This is a genomic window from Fictibacillus nanhaiensis (assembly GCF_049537595.1).
Lineage (GTDB): Bacteria > Bacillota > Bacilli > Bacillales > Fictibacillaceae > Fictibacillus > Fictibacillus nanhaiensis_F.
In genome coordinates this window covers 63,677-85,587 of record NZ_JBMULM010000003.1, presented here as the reverse complement: position 1 = coordinate 85,587, position 21,911 = coordinate 63,677, and the positions used below count along the sequence as shown (strand labels likewise).

22 protein-coding genes are annotated in these 21,911 nt (G+C 39.5%); 5 read left to right on the top strand and 17 right to left on the bottom strand.

What is annotated here, in order from left to right; translation table 11 throughout:
• Positions 1–16: 16 nt before the first annotated feature.
• Positions 17–1,762 carry a M4 family metallopeptidase gene (locus ACOZ9X_RS15770; protein ID WP_423419034.1) on the bottom strand — a complete coding sequence of 582 codons (1,746 nt, stop codon included), beginning with the start codon at positions 1,760–1,762 and terminating at the stop codon, positions 17–19.
• Between the two features lie 226 nt (positions 1,763–1,988).
• Here ACOZ9X_RS15770 and ACOZ9X_RS15765 point away from each other — a divergent pair, with 226 nt between their 5' ends.
• The 3 genes from ACOZ9X_RS15765 (at position 1,989) to ACOZ9X_RS15755 (ending at position 3,849) form a co-directional block, all read left to right on the top strand.
• Positions 1,989–2,639 (top strand): DUF4047 domain-containing protein, encoded by a 651-nt coding sequence (locus tag ACOZ9X_RS15765; protein ID WP_423419033.1) that lies wholly within the window; start codon positions 1,989–1,991, stop codon positions 2,637–2,639.
• On the top strand, positions 2,608–3,153 hold the full coding sequence (sipW, locus tag ACOZ9X_RS15760; protein WP_423419032.1) for a signal peptidase I SipW: 546 nt from the start codon (positions 2,608–2,610) through the stop codon (positions 3,151–3,153). Before ACOZ9X_RS15765 ends, sipW begins: the two co-directional genes overlap by 32 nt.
• A gap of 81 nt (positions 3,154–3,234) precedes the next feature.
• Positions 3,235–3,849, top strand: a complete 615-nt coding sequence (locus tag ACOZ9X_RS15755) for a TasA family protein (RefSeq protein WP_423419031.1) — start codon at positions 3,235–3,237, stop codon at positions 3,847–3,849.
• Positions 3,850–3,923: 74 nt separating this feature from the next.
• Here the strand turns inward: ACOZ9X_RS15755 and ACOZ9X_RS15750 are convergent, their stop codons facing one another.
• The 6 genes from ACOZ9X_RS15750 to ACOZ9X_RS15725 form a co-directional block, all read right to left on the bottom strand.
• On the bottom strand, positions 3,924–5,024 hold the full coding sequence (locus ACOZ9X_RS15750; RefSeq protein ID WP_423419030.1) for a threonine aldolase family protein: 1,101 nt from the start codon (positions 5,022–5,024) through the stop codon (positions 3,924–3,926).
• Between the two features lie 16 nt (positions 5,025–5,040).
• The gene (locus ACOZ9X_RS15745; RefSeq protein WP_423419029.1) at positions 5,041–5,748 is read right to left on the bottom strand and encodes a hypothetical protein; all 708 of its coding nucleotides are present in this window, start codon (positions 5,746–5,748) and stop codon (positions 5,041–5,043) included.
• The gene (locus ACOZ9X_RS15740) at positions 5,745–6,488 is read right to left on the bottom strand and encodes a hypothetical protein (protein WP_423419028.1); all 744 of its coding nucleotides are present in this window, start codon (positions 6,486–6,488) and stop codon (positions 5,745–5,747) included. The genes ACOZ9X_RS15745 and ACOZ9X_RS15740 overlap by 4 nt, the downstream gene beginning before the upstream one ends.
• Complete coding sequence (locus ACOZ9X_RS15735; protein WP_423419027.1) at positions 6,469–7,371, bottom strand: ATP-binding cassette domain-containing protein; 903 nt, start codon at positions 7,369–7,371, stop codon at positions 6,469–6,471. The genes ACOZ9X_RS15740 and ACOZ9X_RS15735 overlap by 20 nt, the downstream gene beginning before the upstream one ends.
• Positions 7,368–7,754: a GntR family transcriptional regulator gene (locus ACOZ9X_RS15730; protein ID WP_423419026.1), complete on the bottom strand. Its 387-nt coding sequence runs from the start codon at positions 7,752–7,754 to the stop codon at positions 7,368–7,370. The genes ACOZ9X_RS15735 and ACOZ9X_RS15730 overlap by 4 nt, the downstream gene beginning before the upstream one ends.
• 138 nt (positions 7,755–7,892) lie before the next feature.
• Positions 7,893–8,477 carry a vWA domain-containing protein gene (locus tag ACOZ9X_RS15725; RefSeq protein ID WP_423419025.1) on the bottom strand — a complete coding sequence of 195 codons (585 nt, stop codon included), beginning with the start codon at positions 8,475–8,477 and terminating at the stop codon, positions 7,893–7,895.
• Between the two features lie 97 nt (positions 8,478–8,574).
• Between ACOZ9X_RS15725 and ACOZ9X_RS15720 the strand changes: the two genes are divergently transcribed.
• Positions 8,575–9,075, top strand: a complete 501-nt coding sequence (locus tag ACOZ9X_RS15720; RefSeq protein ID WP_423419024.1) for a hypothetical protein — start codon at positions 8,575–8,577, stop codon at positions 9,073–9,075.
• Positions 9,076–9,382: 307 nt separating this feature from the next.
• Here ACOZ9X_RS15720 and ACOZ9X_RS15715 read toward each other — a convergent pair whose 3' ends face one another.
• From ACOZ9X_RS15715 to ACOZ9X_RS15700, 4 genes are all read right to left on the bottom strand, one after another.
• Positions 9,383–10,069, bottom strand: coding sequence for an MBL fold metallo-hydrolase (locus tag ACOZ9X_RS15715; RefSeq protein ID WP_423419023.1), 687 nt, complete (start codon positions 10,067–10,069; stop codon positions 9,383–9,385).
• A 460-nt stretch (positions 10,070–10,529) separates the two neighbouring features.
• On the bottom strand, positions 10,530–11,642 hold the full coding sequence (locus ACOZ9X_RS15710) for an NAD(P)/FAD-dependent oxidoreductase (protein ID WP_423419022.1): 1,113 nt from the start codon (positions 11,640–11,642) through the stop codon (positions 10,530–10,532).
• A 110-nt stretch (positions 11,643–11,752) separates the two neighbouring features.
• A complete protein-coding gene (locus ACOZ9X_RS15705) occupies positions 11,753–12,538 on the bottom strand; it encodes an SDR family oxidoreductase (RefSeq protein WP_423419021.1) in 786 nt (261 codons plus the stop codon).
• A gap of 117 nt (positions 12,539–12,655) precedes the next feature.
• Positions 12,656–13,777: an NADH-dependent flavin oxidoreductase gene (locus ACOZ9X_RS15700; protein WP_423419020.1), complete on the bottom strand. Its 1,122-nt coding sequence runs from the start codon at positions 13,775–13,777 to the stop codon at positions 12,656–12,658.
• 394 nt (positions 13,778–14,171) lie between these two features.
• On the opposite strand from ACOZ9X_RS15700, the gene ACOZ9X_RS15695 reads away from it, so the two are divergent.
• Positions 14,172–14,630 (top strand): TspO/MBR family protein, encoded by a 459-nt coding sequence (locus ACOZ9X_RS15695; protein ID WP_423419019.1) that lies wholly within the window; start codon positions 14,172–14,174, stop codon positions 14,628–14,630.
• Positions 14,631–14,674: 44 nt separating this feature from the next.
• Here ACOZ9X_RS15695 and ACOZ9X_RS15690 read toward each other — a convergent pair whose 3' ends face one another.
• The 6 genes from ACOZ9X_RS15690 to ACOZ9X_RS15665 all read right to left on the bottom strand — a co-directional run bounded on the left by ACOZ9X_RS15690 (position 14,675) and on the right by ACOZ9X_RS15665 (position 21,908).
• Positions 14,675–15,388 (bottom strand): VCBS repeat-containing protein, encoded by a 714-nt coding sequence (locus ACOZ9X_RS15690; protein WP_423419018.1) that lies wholly within the window; start codon positions 15,386–15,388, stop codon positions 14,675–14,677.
• 114 nt (positions 15,389–15,502) lie between these two features.
• On the bottom strand, positions 15,503–16,594 hold the full coding sequence (gene xylF, locus ACOZ9X_RS15685) for a D-xylose ABC transporter substrate-binding protein (RefSeq protein WP_423419017.1): 1,092 nt from the start codon (positions 16,592–16,594) through the stop codon (positions 15,503–15,505).
• A gap of 23 nt (positions 16,595–16,617) precedes the next feature.
• On the bottom strand, positions 16,618–18,138 hold the full coding sequence (locus tag ACOZ9X_RS15680) for a response regulator (protein ID WP_423419016.1): 1,521 nt from the start codon (positions 18,136–18,138) through the stop codon (positions 16,618–16,620).
• Positions 18,116–19,579 (bottom strand): sensor histidine kinase, encoded by a 1,464-nt coding sequence (locus ACOZ9X_RS15675; RefSeq protein ID WP_423419015.1) that lies wholly within the window; start codon positions 19,577–19,579, stop codon positions 18,116–18,118. Before ACOZ9X_RS15675 ends, ACOZ9X_RS15680 begins: the two co-directional genes overlap by 23 nt.
• Positions 19,576–20,553, bottom strand: coding sequence for a sugar ABC transporter substrate-binding protein (locus tag ACOZ9X_RS15670; protein ID WP_423419014.1), 978 nt, complete (start codon positions 20,551–20,553; stop codon positions 19,576–19,578). The genes ACOZ9X_RS15675 and ACOZ9X_RS15670 overlap by 4 nt, the downstream gene beginning before the upstream one ends.
• 179 nt (positions 20,554–20,732) lie before the next feature.
• Positions 20,733–21,908, bottom strand: coding sequence for a sugar ABC transporter permease (locus tag ACOZ9X_RS15665; RefSeq protein WP_423419013.1), 1,176 nt, complete (start codon positions 21,906–21,908; stop codon positions 20,733–20,735).
• Positions 21,909–21,911 lie beyond the last annotated feature (3 nt).

Below are 21,911 nucleotides of genomic sequence, written 5' to 3'. Positions count from 1 at the left end.
CGTGGATCATACTGACTTATTGAGCCGGTACACCAATCGCATCGTATGCTGCCATTACAGCTTTTGTTTCAGCAGACGGAGCTCCATTACGGTCTGGATAAAGATCTCGAGCGGACTGGATCGCTGCAGCACGCATTTCTTTGAATCCTGATGACGGTACAAGATAGTTCGTTAAAGCACGGTAAAAGATTTTCTCTGTTTTCGAACGTGTGATACCCGTGACTTTAACACCGTGGTGCTCTCCTCCTTCAGAAATGAGATAAGCTGCTTTATTGTTGATGGAGCTGTTAATATGAACCCCACCCTTATCCAGCTCGCCTAAGTAACGGTCTTCATAATGATCAGGGTATGCATTATCCTTTAACCCGTAAGCTGCAGAAAGCTTCTTGGACTTTGGATTGCTCATGGAACGAAGTCCGCCATCACCTGGTACATTTGGTGTGAAAATATCTTCACCCATCTCCCATTCAGATGGACTTGTCAACCCGTGTGAATGCATTTCAGACAATGCACCAAAGATATCAGCTAGTGATTCATTAATTGCACCAGATTCTCCTTGATAGGTTAAGTTTGCAGTTTTCGAGATTACACCATGTGTCATTTCATGGCCCGCAACGTCCATCGCCCCTGCTAATGAACTGAACAGAATACCATCACCATCTCCGTAGAGCATCTGTTTTCCGTTCCATGCCGCATTGTTCCATTTAGATCCAATATGAACCGTGCTTATGATTGGCATACCATTTCCGTCGATACTGTTACGTTTATGAATATTTTGGTAATACGTATTCACTTTGATAGAGTTCGTATGAGCTGAAACCGCTGCTGGATCTGCAAAGAATGACGTGCCTGTCTCTACTTCAAATCCTGAGAACCCAAAAAGTCCGGATAGTAGGATGAACGGTGTTTCACCCATGCGGTTTGCTTTATACGTATGAACCGGTACGATGTTCGGATTCGTCGTTGTTCCTCCTCCAATTGCCGCACCATGCAGATAGCTTTTTCCAGAGACACTGTCTTTTACAGCGATAAAGTTTTGAACTTTACCAAATACATCTAACCCTCTTCCTGTTATCGGTGTGACTGCTGGAGCATCTGCTTCATGTACCGCGTTAAAATGATCAACGATCTCTCCAGTAGTTGCATCAATAAAATAATGATAAAACCCAGGTGCAGGAACAGATGTTGAAACTTTGACTAAGTACGTTAAGTAATTTCTTCCTTCATGCGGATAGATTGTTAATTCTGTTTCTACTCCGTCATACTGCTTAACTTCTCCAATCTCACCAACTACTTGATCTTTAGCTGTTCTCTCTGCATCTTTCTTCGTAATAGACGGATCTGTAGGAATGATGGATCGACTTAGTTTTTGAGTCACCTTTCCAAATGACGCATACACATTGTTGTTTGCATCCAACGCAACGGTTTGTCCACTGCCGTAGATGGGAACCCCGTTGTATTGTTCAATAGTACGCACATGGTATGTATTTGTGCTACTATCTGAAAACTCTTTTGCGATCTTAAACTGTTCTCCTATTGTAGATGTTGATTTCGTTCCAACCTCAGAAACGACCTGTGATTGCAGATACGCTTTAACGATTTCAGTTTTACTCAATCCTTCAGGAGCTTGGAATAAAACAGTTGAAGAATTCGCGTGTGCATTGTATCCAGGTAATGAAAATCCTCCAAGTGTAACCGACAATGCTAGAACTGCTGGGATTACCACTTTTTTGTTCAATCGGTTTTGTCTTTTCTTTTTCAACCCATTCACCTCTTCATCAAATTGTGCTTCCGGAATAATTCCAATTATTAAGAACATTTCAAAAGTGGTCAATTGGGTTAATTTATACTCAGTTTCTCAAGTGTTTATGGCCTTCGAGGACTTTGTTCGACAAAAAATGTCCATATTTCATGAATAATTAACCCAATAACAATCTCCAACACATTCTGTAATAATAGGGTCAAATCACTAGACGAGGAGGGCTACTATGAAAGGCATGCTTCATAAAGGAACTGTTTTATTGGGGTTATGCTCTCTATCTTTTTATTGTGGTGCTCAAATTACCGGTCAAACCGAAGCAGCCTTTTCAAGCAAAGCTCAAATAAAACCGGTTAAACTGTCTGCAGCAGTTGTATTTCCAGACACAGTAGGAAATCTTAGCGAAAAAGCTAAATCTACTTATTCTGACTTACTCTCTTTATACAATACTGTTCCGAACGTGGCTATTGATGCAAGTTTATTAGAACTACAACAACTGTTAGATGAAATGAAAGAATTAGAACAAACACTTCACACACTACTCCATGATTTTGAAGACATACATAATGAGCTGTTGAACTATGAGAAACAGGTGAGGAAACTGGATTCAAAGACATATCAATTTGTCTATGAAGGCTGTAATCAGGCAAACAAACTGAGCAAAACAATAAAAGAAACAGTGGACCTACACACTATTAAATCTTTACGTCATTCTATTGAAGTTCGCATCAGTAAATTGGAAGATGCAGAGAAGAAGAATGAAGATCCTGTTGAATCAACAGAGGTGGAAAGTTCTGCTGATCATACAGAACAAAAAGATCTTAATCAAAACGAGGGAGAAACAAAACATGACGAAAAAACTGTTGAAATTCACAACTAAACTAGCAAGTACCTCTTTTATTGTGTTGCTCTGCTTACTTGCTTTTATCATCCTATCGTCACGTGTCTCAGGATCAGAACCTTCCGTTTTTGGCTATCAAATTAAAACGGTATTATCCGGATCGATGGAGCCTATCTTTCAAACAGGATCTATCATCTCTATTAAACAGGCAGACGATACCACCACTTTTAAAAATGGCGATATTATCACTTTTCGAATGGAAGATAAGCTGATTACCCATAGAATTATTGATGTTGAAAATAAAAACGGACAAATTTCCTATCGCACAAAAGGGGTTAACAATGACGGACCTGATATGTGGTCGGTTCCTGCAAATGATGTAATTGGAAGTTACTCAGGATTTACGATTCCATATATCGGATATGCATTAAATGTGACTCAATCTAAGGAAGCATCTGCTCTTTTATTGTTTATTCCAGGCTTTTTATTATTTAGTTCAGCTGTTTTTTCTATTGTGAGAGCAGCTAGAAAATTAGATGTGGAAAAAGCATAAACTTTGGTTAGCTCTCTATGTATATAACCATACATACGAGTTTAATAAATCTAAATTACATATCTATGGAGGTTGAGAAGAATGGGGTTTACGAAGACAATTAGCAAAGGCGTTATGACAGCTGCACTAGGTTTATCTTTAATGGGAGGAGGAACGTTCGCTTACTTTAGTGACACGTTTGAAACGAAGAACACCTTCGCTGCAGGTACGTTAGATCTTTCCATCAATCCAAACGCTGTGGTTAACATTGACAACATTAAACCTGGCGATGAAGTGTACCGTGAATTTACGTTTGAGAATAAGGGTTCTCTAGACATCTATCAAGTACTACTAGATACGAAATATACAGTTGAAGATGCAAAATCAGATAATACGGATGATCTGGCAAACCACATCAAGGTAACCATCATGTACAATACGAGCAGCGCAACTGTACCTGTTGTTGAGACTACATTGGCACAGCTGAAAGAAAAACAACCTGATCTTACCGCAATTGATGAATTTGTTGGCACCACACAACGTCCAGATGGAATTCCTCCAGGTGAAAAAGAAAAAATGTTCGTATTGTTCCAGTTCGTGGATAACGGCGAAGATCAAAACCAGTTCCAAGGTGACAATCTTCAAGTGGATTGGACGTTCAACGCGAAACAAGCACCAGGTGCTTATAACGATGATACGGACCCAGAGAACAACTAAATTCTAGAGAAAAAGCTAGAACTGCTAAGATTAGCAGTTCTTTGCTGTTTTATCCTAAGTTACAACATTATTATTTATACTAAAGTTCTTGTCTTCAACTTCTTATTCAGCAGTGTGAACGTCTGTTTCAAATCACAATTAGGTACTGCTAGATAATTGTCACCTAGGCTTACCTCAAAGAAACAACGATTCTCACCATTCTCGCGAAGATGTCCAGTTAATCCAACTCCACCCTCACCATAAGTGTCTGCCAAAATGCGTTCCATTTCATGTTTTGGTGCCTGAACATGAACATGAAACATGTTTGAGACAGGCGTTATCGGAAGGGTACGTACACCTTCACACGCGTTATAGAGTGCTGCTAATTCCTTTGCACCCTTATAATATTCTTCCATTTTTTCAACTCGTTTATCGAAATAGAAATCCGCGCTTAAGATATATGGATAAAGACTGATCAAATCACCGCCATGACGTCTTTTCCAAACCTTTGATTTCTCAGTAAAGTCTTTTGGCCCTGCTAGGATTGCACCAGCAACTCCACCGATACCTTTGTAAAAGGAAACATATACACTATCAAATAGATCACAAACTTCAGCGGCTGTCTTTTTATAAAAGGGCAGAATTTCAAATAGTCTTGCTCCATCCAGATGAAGTTTAATACCTTTTTCTCTGCAGTAATCAGAGGTTCTCTTTAAATCTTCAAAAGTTGGCAGCTGGCCACCGATCTCTCGCTGAGGAAGTTCCAATAATAAACAAGAAACGTCTTCCTCCATGTTCACCACATCATCGAGCTGGATAATTTCATTAGCATCAGCAAGTAACACGGGTTCAATATGGTGAAGTTCTTTCAAACCATCTTCTTCGTGAATTTCCAAGTGGCATAAGGGATGATACGCAACTTTACGATTTCCCTTTTCATCACACCAAATGCGCATAGCGATCTGTTGAGCCATCGTCCCACTCGGGAAAAATACAGCGGATTCTTTGCCTAAATAAGCAGCCATCTTTTCTTGAAAACGATCAATGATGTGACCACTGCCATACATATCACTTTCTTCCTGCCCTGTTTGATTTGAAAGAGAATCTAACAAGACAGACACATCTCTTTTCCCATGTCCGGTTACTTGGTATTTTGCTTTTTTGTAGGCATCGATTAAAGTGTTTTTGTTTTCCATCGTAACAAGCTCCCCTCTATTCGTTTATCCAGCTAATATCACCATTTATCTCAATGTCGTTAGGTACTTTTAAAAGAATAAAATCACGGCCGATCACAGAGCTGCGATTTTCTTGACTAAAGTGCCCCCCCTTAGAGAACTGGCTGTACGCAAAGCCTGGTGAGAATCTTGAGAAACTGACTGTCACTAACGCTGGGTTATTTACGGTCAGCTGTTGTCCGTTTAACAAAAGCTCTGGTGAATTCACTTTATCTGTAAAATCTACCCCATCAATATAAGATTTCCCTACATGATACGTAGCCTCAATCTCACCATCATTTTCGCTTTTTCGCTCCGCGAAAACACTCATAATGCCTGTTTCTCCCTCTGTTAAAACAATGTCTAACGACTTTTTATCAAAAGAGAAAGACCACTTCTTTTTTTCAGAAAATGCTTTATCTAGGTCATCTAGATTTCCTGAATACAAATTGTTTACTGCCCTGTTTTGAGCGTTTTCTATTTTGTTCATTTCATCTGCCGTTGCAATTTTTTCATCATTCTTGTGGTTTGGAAGAATGAATAGTGAAATCACCGTAGCAATCGCTAGAATAATTGTATACCCGCTAAGGATCCAGCGAATTTTTTTTGTTCCTAAGCTTACTTTAGTGTTTGATCTCATGATTCCAATTCCAAAAGCGACAATTATAAACACAATTAATATTGGCAAGAAAGATATAATTATCATTTCCTTACCTCCATTCTGTTAGAAATCCCTAAGCTAGCCAGCAGTAAGATGGACGAGGCGGTAACAATTTTACAAATGAACAGAATAAATGATGTTTCTTCTCCAAAAAACCTGGTTACATATACAAAAAACCTAGGATCGCCACCAATTCCATCCAAAATTAAGCCGCCAAACAAGATCGTAGGAATAATTAACAAGAAACCTTTATGCAGCTGAATTAGAATTCCAACAAGATATCCTGCGCTAGCAAACAGATAAATATAAAGAATGGACGTAATCATTCCCATGACGAATTCAGTAACCGATAATGAATCAACGATGATTGAATAATTATCTTTGAAGTAAAACGCTAAGATCTGAAACAGATGAGTAGAAAGAAAAACCGTTATGCCTGCAAAAATACTAGCGGATAAGAGAAATAGAATGTTAGAAACTTGGCTGATGGCACGATTCGTTACAAAAGAAAAATCATCATAGCGATAAGCCCTCGTTGTAATTATTATTGCTGTTATGAACGCCCAAATCATCATAAAAACTAGGATGATGTCACTTGTGTAATAGTAAAAATCATATTGTATTGAATTTGAGGAGCCACTTCCTGACCCAGTACCATTAAAAGAAAAAAGAATTGCCAGCAGCTGGATCACGATTAACGATGTAAAAACACCAAAGTATGATTTCAGCTTATAGCGATATTGTTTCTTCACGATGTCCCAAGCCTTAACCTCTGCTAAATACATGATCGATCCCACCCTTTGTTTTACTTGTTAAATAACTACAAATATCTTCTGCAGAAACTGACGTGACTTCTAACCCTAACTGTCTAGCATCCTCTAACTCTTTTATCGAACGATCGTTTTTTATGACCGCGTATGACATATCTGCGCCGATCTCTCGCATGAAAATAGGTTCCATTTTTTCAGTCCACTTCTCTACGTTAACTGTCTTCCCTCTAACACCAATGGCGTACTCTTTTAATTGATCGATGGGTAGGTGAAGACACTTCTTACCAGACTTAATGAGTAGTACCTCTTCTAACAGATCTTCTACTTCATCTAATAGATGGCTAGAAAGAATGATTGTTCTCGGATAGGCGATGTATTCTTTTAATAACGCTCGGTAAAAATCCTTACGTGTCGCAGAATCCATTCCGCTTGTTGGTTCGTCCATGATTGTGAGTGGGCAGCGTACCGCTAAACCAACGATCATATTAAATGTACTCTTCATGCCTTTTGAGAGATTTCCGTGATATTGACTTGGGTTAAAAGAAAAATAATCAAATAATTTCAAAGCTAAATCGTGGTTCCAATTTGGGTAAAAGCTCCCTGCTGTTTCAAGCAGTTCTTTTAGTGTTAACCCTTGTGAGAAACTCATCTCGTTATCAATAAAGATTGTATTGGCGGATACCTTTAGATTATTGAACGGATTTTCAGAGAATACTTGTATATCACCTGAAGAATGATGAAGATAACCAGCAATTATTTTTAATAATGTTGTTTTTCCTGCTCCGTTCCTTCCGATCAAACCGGTAATCTTATTTTCCGCTATCCGAAAGGTCATATTTTGGATTGCATTCGATCGACCATATTGTTTAGTCAGTTCATTACAAACGACAACATTCATGATTGCTCCTCCTTTATTCTTTGATGCATATTCCTAATCATCGTTACAAGTTCTTCTTCTTCGACTTGCAACTGAATGGCTTCTTGCGCTAATTCGTTCACAAGTGAATGCAGCTTTGAACTTTTTCTTTTTCCGAGGATAATCTTTCTTGCATCCGCCGCAACAAACATCCCTAATCCCCTTTTCTTATAAAGAACGTTATCGTCCGCCAGCAAGTTTATGCCCTTCCCGGCAGTAGCTGGATTTACATTAAACATCTCAGCTAGTTGATATTGCGAATATATTTTTTCATCTGCTGAAATCGATTCGTTCAAAATCTCGTTCTCAAGCCATTCTGAAATCTGAACATAAATCGGTTTCATACTATCAGCATTTAGCAGCAAATGTCCCTCACCTCCAACTTACCACTATAGTGCATTACATATGTAATGTACTATATATTTCCAATATATGCAATATGTTGTTATTGATGACATAAAAATAGACACTCTCCTGTATATGGAGACTGTCAGAGGGTCAGATTATTTATTTCTTCGCTGTATGATTTCTTCATACATCATAGAGTATAAATTTTCTACACCATCATGGGTGGCATCAAAACGAAACGCATCCTCTTCTTTAATACCCAGACTTTGTGCTTCAGCTATAACGTCAATATTTGCACCCATAAAAATAAATTCCCAATTGTATTTCTCTTGCTGATGTTCAATGAGCCTCTTTACCTTTTCATGTGTGAATTCAGAACTTGCGTTTTCCATTCCATCTGTCGTAATAACAAAGATCACCTTATCTGGTCTAACGTTTTCTTCAGTGCGTGATAGCCTGTAACCTACATCCAATATAGTTTTGCCTACAGCATCTAAAAGTGCTGTAGTTCCGCGTACATAATAGTCCTCGCTTGTTAACTGAACTTGTTCTGCTGAGACACCATTCCATAGAATTTCATAGTGATCATCGAATAAAACGGCTGTAAGAAGCGTTTTTCCCTTCCGCTCAACTTGCCTTTTTACGAACGAGTTAAACCCTCTAATCGTGTCCTTCTCCAACCCTGACATCGAACCACTTCGATCAAGCAAAAATACGATTTCTGTTACATTTTTGTTCACCCTTAACCATCTCCTAACATTTGTCATGATATAATCATACCCAGAAAGATTCAGCAAATGGTTGCCTGTGAAGCGACATTTTAGGAGGTGGTCGGTTATGCTTGATCAAAAGCTTTTATTAGAATTAGAAACCTACCTGAATGACTATTTCTTAATAGAATTAGAAGTTTGTCAATCTTCTAAAATGATGGAGGAATGTTTAGAAGAAAACAGTCTCCGTTTTGAGTTAGATGTGTTTATTCATCACAACAAAAAGCCAACGCTACAGCAAAAACTTTTTCAACTGATTGATGAAAAAGGTGTAACTGACGCAGATATTTATAAGAAAGCCGGCTTAGATCGAAAGCACTTTTCTAAGATTCGCTCTAAATTAGATTATCGACCAAAGAAAAATACGATTCTTGCGCTGGCTCTTGGTTTGGAATTGGACGAAGATGATACAGAAGAGCTTCTGGAAAGTGCAGGATACTCACTATCTCTCAGCGATACAAACGACTTAATCTTTAAATTTTTTATTAACAAAAAAATCTATGATATAGATGCTGTCAATGAGTACTTGGTGCATTTCAGCTTAAAGCCAATTGGGAGTACTTTGTAATAAAAGACAACCCAGTTATGAACTGCATCCCCATTGGTAGATACAACTAACAATTGGGGATGCATTTTTTGTATGACTAAATATTCTTTAGCCAACTAAACCAGAAGCCATACATGGATATCTAGCAGGTGCTGCTTCATTTAATGCTAAAAAACAATAACGTAAATATTATGATGATAAAAAAATGGGTAACTAAGTAGGTGAACATGAATTAGTAGCTTTCCAGATCCATCTATAAACTGTGATTCCCACACAATTCAGACCCAATTGAGAAGTGGGTGACTGATGAAATCTGCCTATCCAATCATCATACTGTTAATTTTCCACCATGATAACAAAAGTAATTTTCAGCTTTAAGATTTTTAATTTTACTCAAGGACTGTACAGCCTTCTCCACATCCAAACAAAAATGTGGATTAGCAATAACTAATTCTTCATTTTCTTTAACAGCTGCATCTCCAGTAATTACGCTTTTTACACTTGGAAAATATAATGAAATGTGCCCTGTAGTATGGCCCGGTGTGGCTATTACTTCGCATGTATTATTTAAGATCAGATCACCGTCTTTTACTTTTTCATCAATTGGAACATGCTTCAAGTTTTTTAACTGCTGTATAAACCACTCCCCAAATTCTTTTTCTTGAACTGACATTTTTGTAAGTATTTCTTCGGCTTGAACCAATCTTTCTGACTTTACTTCACCGCTTATAGATTTGGATTCTATCTCGCTAGCGATAATTTTAATCCAAGGATACTTTTCTTTAAAATCAAATAAAGAACCAATATGATCATCATCATAATGAGTTATAATGATGTTCTTTAAATCCTTCATCTCATATCCTTTTTTTAGAATCTTATCTTCGATTAGTGTTAAAAAATTTGTATATCCTGTATCTACCAGGGTAAGTTCGTTATCCAAAATAATAAGACTGGGGTAAATACTATTTTTTTGGCCATTAAATTCGAAGTCGATACGCAGTTCTTCAATCTTCATTTTTATTCCTCCATCCACGCCATTTGCTCAAACCTATTATTTCAAAAAACAGGTATTTAACTTAATTTCTTTTTCGCAATCAGGATTCTCCCAGTTATTGAACCAAACAATTCCAATAAGATTCTGCCTTTAAATGTGTCTCTATTTCATTCGTTTCTCTGTCTCATTGCCTACATTACTTTAACGCGTACTTCCGAACAAACATATAAGCGTTTCTATACCAATTCCTATCCTGTCTGCTTCTCCTTCTACATTCGTGTCTTTGATAACTCTTAAGTGTTTTAAGATCAAAAAAGGCGTTTTTTTAATCAAACGCTCACTCTTAACTTGCTCTCTAAGTTGTAATTCCCTTTGAAGATGGGTGAAGAAATAGGATTCACGGTATCAACTTTTAAAGAACCACTTTTTTAAAAAAAGAAAAATAAAAAAGAAAACTCATTGACAAAGTCTTCATCTTTTTTTATTCAATGGCTCCCGAGACATCATATAGGCTGATGTCTATCTCGGCTTCCTGATCCAGCGCTAGTGAAGCAAGTTCCCTGCCCAGATATGGACCGCTCGTCAGCCCTGATGCACCGAGGCCATTGGCGACCAGTACATTTTTATAATGGGGCAATGTCCCTATAACTGGAAGAAATCCTGGTGTAAAAGGACGGAATCCTACTCTCGTCTCAAGAAGTGACCCTTCTGACAGGCCAGGTGCAACAGTTAAGGCTCCTGAGAGTATGTCATGAATACCACCTGCCGTTACTCGGTTATCAAAACCTGCTTCATCTTCGTGTGTTGCTCCTACAACAACGCGATCATCAAAAGTGAGGATGTACTGATTTGTAGGCGGCATCACCACTGGCCAATCAGCTGTATCTGTTTTTGGCAACTTCAAGTGGATGATCTGTGCTTTTTGTGGGGTTACTTTAAAGTTGATCCCTAGTGGCTTTAAAATCTCATGCGACCATGCTCCTGCGGTAATAATGATTTGATCACCTAGGATTGTTTGGCCGTTAACAGAAACACCAGAAACTTCTTTTCCTTTATGAAGCAAAGCAGCATTACCATAGAGGATCTTCACACCATTTTTCTTAGCTCCATTCAACAGAGCGTCACGCATCGCTCTTCCGTTTACACGAGCACCGCCACTTACAAAGACCGAACCAAATTCGTCGGATAAGGGTGGAAAGTGTTTCTTCGTTTCTTCAGGAGAAAGAATCGTGATCTCTCCAATTTCCGGAGCTTCTTTTCTACGTTTCAGAGCTCGTTCTGCCATTTTCTCAAGTTTCTCAGAATCTGTATGTAAACTGAGAGTACCTACACGTTTGTAACCGGTATCGGTTTCACCGTCTTCCTCAAGCATCTTGATGAGTTCAGGATAATACCGCGCTCCGCCTTTTGCTAACTGATACCAAGCTTTGTTACGGCGCTGAGATAGCCATGGACACACGATACCTGCTGCTGCATCTGTCGCTTGTCCTCTATCTTTTCTATCGATTAATAGAACGTCTACATCAGATTTACTAAGATGATAAGCGGTAGACGCTCCTAAGATTCCGGATCCGATAACAATTATTTTTTTCATATTCCAACATCCCTACTATCCCGTTATATATGTATCTAACTATAGTATTTTCTTAAACAAAACTCAAAAAACCCTGACTATTATCAGGGCCTTCTCAGATGTTGATTAATTTAAATTTTCAGTTCCCAACGTTCTTTCTCTGTTTTCTTCAACTGTTCTTCGACTTCTTGTGGATGAACAGTACGGAAATGGTGTTCTTCGGCAGGGATGATCTCAATCATTTTCTCAATCATGTCCTTTGGATCATATTGATTCTTCAGCTGCTCTTCTTGCTTCTTCATATCTTCCTTTCTTGTAAAATTCGTTTCGGGATCGTACCATTTGTATTTTTCTTCTGCACTTCGATCATTGAAGCCTGTTGCATACGCACCTGGATTGATCGTTGCGACCTTCACTCCAAACTCTTGAAGTTCAGCCTGCATCGTTTGAGCAATACCTTCAATCGCATGCTTTGTAGCCGTATATGGCCCTACATACGGTGTTGCTGATATACCTGCCATAGAACTTAAAAAGATAATTTTTCCGCTTCGTTTCTCGACGAATTTTTTCGCAGCCAGCTGAACGGATTTTAAAGTCGCAAAAACGTTCACCTCAAATAAAGCACGAACGCGATCCATCGGAACTTCAGCTAATGGGCCACCTTCATTGATCGCTGCATTTGCTACAAATATATCAAAGTCATACTTTTCTATATGTTCTAAATCTCGTTCATTTGTAATATCTAGTTTGAACACCTCTATATCAAGACCTAGATTCTTTGATTCTTCTAAAAGCGCTGTTTTTTGTGAAGTCGTTTCAGTTGTGGCGATAATGGCATGTCCTTTTTTCGCGAGTCCGATAGCTGCACCTTTTCCTAATCCACTTCCTGCGCCTGTTATAAAAATCGTTTTGCTCATTAAATAAGCCTCCTAGTCGTATGTCTACTCTATCTCTTCCCACACCTGTTGAAAGTAAACTTTGTTGTGTTCACAAAGAAAAAAAGCAGGATTAGCTCCTGCTTTTTTTATCTTTTATTAAACTCCTGGGAACCATCCTGGTGCGTTCAAGACTGCGTTCCACAAAGGATCTGGTACTACTAGTTCCTCTTGTTTCGTTTTATCAAGCTTCGTTACAATTTCAGACTCTTTGCCTTGTTCGATCTTTTGTACCCAGTCTGGATCGATAATCAGTTCACGCCCTAAAGCAACCAATGGCACTCCTGTTTCTAAAGCTTTGATCGCATCATCTGCTGTATAGATGGAACCTACTCCCATAACAGGTACGCGATCGCCTACTCTTTCGTTAATAATCTCAATGCGTGAACGTGTATCTTCAACCCCTCGTCTAGGTTCAGACCAGAAATCCATTACCGAAACATGAAGATAATCTAATTTTTTTGCACTAAGAGCATCAACAAGCGCTAACGTATCAGCCATAGTAATTCCTGGTGTTTCAGGTTCTTCTGGTGAGAAACGATAGCCTACGATGAATGACTCATCACCATATTCAGCCACTGCTTTTTTCACTGAATCTACAACAGCTAAAGGAAACGCCATACGTTTTTCTAACGAGCCGCCCCATTGATCTTCACGGCGATTTGCGTGTGGAGAAAAGAACTGCTGAATCAGATAGCCGTTCGCACCGTGAATCTCAACACCGTCATAACCTGCTTCAATTGCACGTCTTGTCGTTTCACCAAAATCACGAATGATAGAGGCTACTTCTTCTGAAGTTAATTCGCGCGGCACAGGTTTCCCTTCACCTGAAGGAATATTGCTCGCACTCACAACATCTCCGTTTGGAACAAGTTCAGGTGGAACTTCACGACCACCATGGAAAATTTGGAGAATCGCTTTTGAGCCTTTTGCTTTTATGGCAGAAGCTAGGCTGCGAAGACTTGGAATCATGTCATCCGAATCTCCAGCGAACTCTCCTGGGAAACCTTTGCCATTAGCCGTCACATTCGTACAAGCCGTGATTACCATTCCAACACCTTCAGAACGGCGCTCGTAATAGCGAATTTCTTCATCTGTTACAGTTCCGTCTTCATTTGACGAAAAGTTTGTCATCGGTGCCATAACAACACGGTTCTTAAGCTCAACACCGTTCTTAAAACGATAAGATTCAAACAATGGTGCATATTTTTTATTCATCATGTTTGTCTTTCACCTCTTATTTTTATTGGGCTCTTCAAGTCGTTTTTGCTTTTATCATTTCTCTTATTACTTCCATGCAAGTTGATTGAAGTGCAAGATGCGAGACTCCTGGGGGATCAGTGGGACAGGTGAGACTCTTAACAGCGCAGAGCGCTAAGAGGCTCACCGCACACCCCCCGGAAAGCGAGCATGCTGGAACGGAAATCAACCACATACATTACTATCAATGAAATAGCCCGAATTATAACTTTCTTTTTTAAAGTAACTATTATAATAATACCCTCTGTTTCCAAATGCAAAAAATACGCTTATGGTTTTAAGAATAATTTAAAAAGGGAACAGTATATTTCTAAGAAATATAGACAAATGCTCGCACCAACCCAGGAGGTAACGCATGAAAAAATCCAGTATTGCCGTCTTCATCATCATATTTGCCCTGTTCTATGTTTCCAGTATTCTATTTCCGATCGACCGCGAGTGGTATGATGCTCTAAACAAGCCATCATGGACTCCGTCAGGACAAACAATCGGCATGATATGGGCTGTTTTGTTCTTTTTAATCGCTCTATCAGCTACTCTTATCTACAATCAATACGGTTTTAAACCGATTGGATTTTGGATTCTTTTTGCAGTCAACTACGTAGTGAATCAAGCTTTCAGTTATTTTCAGTTCACACAAAAAGATTTGCTATTAGCAACCGTTGATGCATTTTTGATCGCTGTGACGACTTTACTTTTAGTTATCTATGCGAGTCGTTTAAGAAAAGTTTCAGGATGGCTGCTCATCCCTTATCTTCTCTGGAGTTCGTTTGCTACCTACTTATCTTGGACCATCTATAGCATGAACGCATAAGCAATAAGAGATCTAGCCTTGAAGAGAAGGCTAGATCTCTTTTATTATGTTCCAGAAATCGCTACGTATTGATTCTGAAGAACAAATCGATTATTCTTCCATCCTAGTGTGTTCACCACATACCCTAAAGCATCTGCGTTATATAACCCAGCGATCTTTTGATAAGCAGAAAGCTCGTAAACTCCGTCGGAATTAAAATCAATGGGATATAGACCACTTAATGGATTCACAAAGCCGGTAATTGGTTTCTTCAGCTTTCCGTTCACATCATATATTTCATTTAAATACTCTTTGTCTCGTTTTGATAGATCAATGATATACGTTTTATTATTACGTTTACTTACAACTCGAACTTTGTAGTTATTCTCATAGATCACATCATATTCATAAGCTGCATTGTAAGCGTTAAAATTAAACATCTCTTGTGGTGTATTCCCTATAAACGAGTACACATAATGGTACATGAATCCTCCGCTGCCTCCAGAATTAATGCTGACCAACACGTCTGAAACACCGTTACCTGTAAAATCTCCTAAAAACAAAGTGGGATTGTATCCCGCATTATCAGAAAGGGGCACTCTTGTTTGTACACCTGTTCTTCCGTTCTTTACAAAAAGCGTAATGTTCTCAATAAATGGGCTATCCTGACTCTTCGTACCTGTTAAATATACATCGTCTGGTACACGGTCTCCCGTCACATCTCCCTTAGCGAATGCAACAACACTCGGAGTCACTCTATAATTGTAATGGTTATACATAACATGCTCCTTGTTAGATACAGTTTACTACCATGTTATGGGCACAAGACGGGATTGACACAACAAAAAAAGCCCCGTGTCGCATGGAATCATTCCATATAGCACGGAGACTGGTTATTTATTATTCTGATAAACGTCACTTTTAGAATGGAATCCATCTTTAATAATCGTTGCTTCGAGATTCCCTTTATCAACCGCGATCGGAGACAACAAAACTGAAGGAACCTCTATTTTACCGTTGTTTATCTTTCGTTCTGTTTTTATCGTTTTACCTTTTGCCATCTCTACTGCCAATTCTGCAGCTTTTTCTGATAATGCCTGAATCGGTTTATATACCGTCATCACTTGAGTTCCTCGCACGATCCGCTGCACGCCAGCAAGCTCCGCATCTTGTCCTGAGACCGGAATCTTTCCTGCGAGGCCTTGTGCTTCAAGCGCTTGTATGACACCACCCGCAGTGGCATCGTTCGCTGCAATTACAGCATGTATCTCGTTGTTGTTAGCTTTCAGTGCCGATTCCATATTTTTAAAAGCATTAGCAGGTGTCCAGTCTTGGGACCATTGATCGTATACAACCGTGATAACTCCTTTATCAATTAATGGCTGAAGAACTCGGAACACACCTTTTTTAAACAGGTGAGCATTATTATCCGTTTCGGCTCCTCCTATATACACGTACTTTCCATTCGGAACGAGCTTTGTTATCGCAAGCGCTTGAAGCTCGCCTACCTTTTCGTTGTCAAAAGATACGTACATGTCGAGGTCAGCATTTTTGACTAGACGGTCGTATGCCATCACTTTAATGCCTGCTGAGTGTGCTTTCTTGACGATCGCCGCCATAGCTTCAGCATTATGAGGAACAACGACAAGAAGGTCGACCTCGTTCTGAATGAGCGTTTCAGCTTGTGCAATCTGCAGAGAGTCATCGCCATTAGCAGCAAGAATCTCTACCTCTGCCCCTAGATTCTCTACGGCTTTCTTAAAGAGCTCTTTATCTTTAAGCCAACGTTCTTCTAATAACGTATCCATGGAAAAGCCAATCTTAATCATTTCCTCGTTCACTGACCCGCTGTCTAGCTTTTCACTTTTAGAAGGAATCGCTTTTCCAAGTGTTTCATTACTCGTACTGTTTTTGTCGCACCCTGAAGCACATATCAAAGCTATGAAAAACAGGACGAGGCATAAACGATTTAAGAATCTTCTCATGAATGGTGCTCCTTTACGTACCTTCATCCTTTTTTCCCAAGAACAGTCCTCCGATATTCTGTAGGTGAAAGCGTAACCATTTTTTTGAACACTTTGCTGAAATAGTTAGGTTCGTGATAACCGACCTCAAACGTGATTTCTTTTAAGCTTTTTTCTGGATCTGCCATCAGTTTCTTCGCTTTTTCGATTCTGCATTCTGTCAGAAAATCAATATAGTTGATTCCCAGCTTTTCTTTGAACATCTTACTAATATAGATCGGACTTAAACCTACTTTTCTTCCTAACGCCTCAAGAGAGATGTCTTCATGAGAATGCTTTACGATATATTGTTTGATCTGATGAATCGTATCGGCTTCAAGCTTTTCATAATGTTCTTCGTATGAAGTCCGCATCTGTTTGAATAGATGTTCAGATTCAGAACGAAGCTGACGGTAGTCTTGAGTTTGATAAGAAAAGAAAGGCGTTTCAGTCTCCATTCCCATTTCGTTCATCACTCTTGCAGCCACCCAGAGCAGTTCAAGAACACGCTGCTGCGTTTGGAGCAGATCTGTCCCTTCTTTCTCGCAACGTTGGATGAGGCTCAATACATTTTTAAGAACTTCATCCCATTTCCCTAACCTGATTTCATCTAAAAACTGTTTTTCTCGCTGTTTGGATTGAGGTCTGTCCTCTGTACTCCCAAGCACTGGAACATCATGATAAAAGCGATATTTAATAGGCAAGGAGGAATCCATCGTGGCAATAAGTGATTCTTGATACGACTGCCGAACTTGATCTAAAGAATGACACACATTTCCGATCCCTATAAACCATCCAACATCAGACGTTGCTTTTCTCAGTGAAAGAATATCTTTTGCGAGGGAAATAGCTTGAGAACGAAACGATGAACCAGGTTTACGAAAGACGATAATAGGAAGCTGACGGCCATACAAGGCACCGGCCCACCCACTCGCCGATTTCCTGACCTTTTCTTTAATCAACGAATAAAGGTTTTCTTCACCTTGTGGAAGTAGAATACTCATCACGAATGGTTCTTGAGTGGAAGAGATGTCGAGCATATCAACAAGCATATCCAAATGGACATCATGTACATGATCGAACAAGAGCTGGGTGACAACATCTGTTTCCACGAGCGGTAACGTACTTTCCAAAACCTTGAGAGATCTGCGCTCTTCTGCAATTTCCATTAAGACTTTCCCCACCGTCTCCTCAATCTCACTCACTCTGCTCGGCTTTAATAAGTAATCCTTCACTCCTAATTTAATCGCCTGACGAGCATAATCAAACATATCAAAAGCCGTAATCATCACAAACTTAATAAAAGGATTCGTAGATGTAATCTGCTGAATCGCTTCTAGTCCGTTCATTCCTGGCATCTGAATATCCATCATCACTAAGTCAGGCTTTACTTCCGCCGCAACTTGAACTGCCACTTTCCCATTCTTCGCTTGATGAATCTCGAGATTAGGAAATGCCTTCTGCAGAATAACTTGCAGCCCTTCTCGTTCAATCTGCTCGTCATCAACGATCAAGAGTTTGAGCATACTGTCCAATCCCCCTCGCCTTAGGAATTCTTATTACCACCGTCGTACCTACACCGATATCACTTTGAATATCCATCACGTCTTCAAGACCATAAAAAAGTCGAAGTCGCTTCACAACATTCGTAAAACCGATACCTGTTGAAGCACTGTTTGTCTCAACCAGTTCTCCGTCTAAAATCTGTAACCTGATATTCTCAGGTATTCCAGGTCCGTCGTCTTCCACTTCAATTCTCACCATATTATCGTCATCTTTAATTCGTAGCCAGATCTGTCCGCCATCTTCTCTTGGCTCCACCGCATAGATCACGGCGTTCTCAATAATCGGTTGCAGGGTTAAGCCCGGAATCTGAGCCTCTAAACAGGACTGATCAATTTCGAGGTGCAACGTCAACCGGTCAGTAAACCTTGCTTTTTGAATGTTCATATATTGCTGAATCACCATCACTTCATCTTGAAGCGTAACGGATTTGTCTAACCACTTTAAGTTGTATCTTAAAAGACCAGCCACACTTACAAGTAGATCACTCGTTTCCTCTGACCCTTCCAAATAAGCCTTTTTCGATAGGGTATTAAGCGTATTAAATAAAAAGTGCGGGTTGATTTGGCTTTGCAGGTTCTTAAGCTGACTCTCTTGCAACAGAAGCTTGCTTTGCTGAAGTTCATGCTCCAGCTGCGCCTTCTGCTGTATCTCCTGAAACAAATTATTGATATTGATGCGCATTCGGTTAAAGGTTTGAGCAAGAAACGAGATTTCATCATTTGATTCAACTTTGATCTCTTTGTCAAACTTTCCTGCAGACAGCTCGTTCGCTGCACGTGTTAACTGTTGCACAGGTCTTGTGATGCTTAAACTAAACCAATACGTAATCACGAGTAACAAAAGCGTGATCAAAAGCATCAGCCAGATTCCTAGTTTCTTAAATTCAGCAGACTGATCAATAATGCCACGATAAAAAACGTCATAAGTCTTCAGCTCTGTATCGATCAAGGTGAGTGTCATTTCTGATATATATTTGGAAATACGCGTCGCTTCGGTGAATTCTTTGTTTGAGGTCTCGGTGTCAGATTCCGCATAGAACATCAGAGAACGATCTGTTGTTTCAATTAAACTATCAATAAGATTCATATAATTCATGAGTGCAAATTCATTTTCTGAATTTCTAAGTTTTCCGATTTCCAATTTTGCCATGTTAAGTTTATCTTTGCTTTTATCAAGGTTATCCAAATGGATCTCTGATGGTTCAAGCAAGTAGTTGTTTAGATCTGTGACCACCTTTTGACTCGTGCTCGTCACTTCATTCATGCTTAAATAACGTTGCAAGATGTCATTGTATTGATTTTGCGTTTTCTGATTATAGTATGTAAGCGCTATCCAAATAATGGCCATGATGATCAGAACGACTGATGCAAGCATCCATATTTTTTTCTGTATTCTGTTCATCTCTCGTCCATCGCCTTTATCATTCGAATTTCACTGGAATAACCATCCGCATCAAGAGGAACGGTTTCGTTCTTCAGCCATTGCATCAAAACATCTACGCTTTTTCTTCCCATCAACTCGGGTGACTGTTCAATCACACCATCCAACTTTTTTTGGTTAAGCAATGTCATCGATTCCGATCCATCATCAAAAGAATAAATAAAATAGGGCTCTACTTGTCCGCGTCTACCAATCTCCTGAATCATAGCGCCTGCCGTATTGGCGTTCACGGCAATAAATCCATCCGCATCGGGATACTGGTTCAAAAGGTCTCTTGTTTTTGCGATAACTTGCTCTCTCGCCTCAGGTGTTTCTGCATAGATCGTTTTTACGTTCGGAAAGCTTTGAAGCACCTCTTTAATGCCTGAAAGCCGTTGCTCCTGATAGTACTCTTTTTGGCTATCACTTAATAAAATGACTTGCCCTTCTTGTCCCATGTCAGACAACATGAGTTTGGCGATCATCATTCCAGCTAAGTGCTGATTTGATCCAACATACGTTTTTCGGAGGCTTTCAGCTTTAGGTACGTCATTTCCAACGGTAATGATAGGAATGCCATAAAACGCCGCTTTTACTTTCGTCAATTCTTTAAAGCGATCTTTATCAAGTCCCTGTACGATGATGCCATCTACTTTCGACTGTATAGCAATCTCTAGCTTCTTCAAAAAATCATCTTGGTTCTTGCCGTAGCTTCCCCATACCTCAAGGCTTGCTCCGCTTTTTTGAGCTTGTTGTTCCGCGCCTTTTCCAACCTTATCCCAAAAAGGGGTATCCAATTCTTGCGTGATAAGAACGATCCGAAAAGAATCTTCTTTCTGAGAAGAAGCTGTAGGCATTTTCCAGTCCGTTCGAAACGCTTTTTGCGCCGTTATAAACGTGAAATAACTTAGGAAGATACATATAAAAATCAAAAGAATAAACCCAGCTTTGCGCAAGTGAAGTATCCCCTTTTTTTCCGGAAATTTACTACTCTCATTTTATCATAAGAAACTTGATGCGAGCGCTTACCTATTTACCAATTATAGGTATATGCGAGGTGTCTAAGAGTTAAAAAAGTGAAGACATCTTTTAACACGATGTCTCCACTTTTTAGCAAACCTAACTTTGAATTAGGCTATCCTCTCTTTTTACGCGTCATCACATCAAACAATACAGCTGCAACCAACACGCCACCTCTAATCATGTACTGCATGGAAACCCCAACCCCAAGAAGGTTCATCCCGCTTGATAAAGAAGCCATAACTATGGCACCGATGATGGCACCCGTTACTTTTCCAACACCACCCGCTGAAGACACACCACCAACATAGGCTGCAGCTATGGCATCAAGCTCGAATAGCGTTCCTGCTGTTGTCGTAGCAGACTGAAGACGTGAAGTAAAAAGGATACCTGAGAGCGCCGCAAGCATTCCCATAGAACCAAACACCATATACGTAATCATATTTACATTGATTCCACTTAGATGTGCAGCTTCTGGGTTACTTCCTACTGCGTAAATGTGGCGTCCAAGCACTGTTTTCGTTGTTAAGAAATGATAGGCTACAACGACAAGGAGCATGATTACAACGGTCCAAGAAAAGCCGTTATAACCTGCTAGAATCCAAGTTACATAGGCGATGATCGCTGAAACAAAAATGAGTTTGAACGTGAATATTCCTTTTGAGACAACATCAAACTGATATTTAATCTTGTTGCGGCGCGTAGAAATCTCGCTATAAATGTAAAATAAAATCGATAATAGACCTAGAATTAGAGATAAAAGATGCAAGCCGTTTACGATCATAAGGGATGGAATAAATCCGTTGCCGATCGCGTTGAACGCATCATCTTTAATAATAATCGTTCCTGTTTTTTCTGTTACTTGCAATAACGCACCGCGGAAGATCAACATCCCTGCAAGCGTTGCTACAAACGAAGGAATGGCGTATTTCGCGATCAACAAACCGTTAAATAAACCAATAAAGATTCCAAGAACAAGGATTACCGGAATCGTCACATAAACAGGTAACCCCATCTTTGTTAAAAGGATGGCCGCGATAGCACCAAGAAATCCTGCTGCGAACCCGACAGATAGATCAATATGACGAATAACGATGACGAGTGTCATTCCTACTGCCAGCACAGCGATATAACCCGTAGAATCTAATAGATTACTAATATTACGAGATGACATGAACAGCCCATCCGTCATGATGGAGAAGGTAAGCATAATCACAAACAGCGCGATATACATCCCATAATCACGGATATTCTCTTTCACTAACGTTCTTGCTTCATTAATAAATCCCATGTG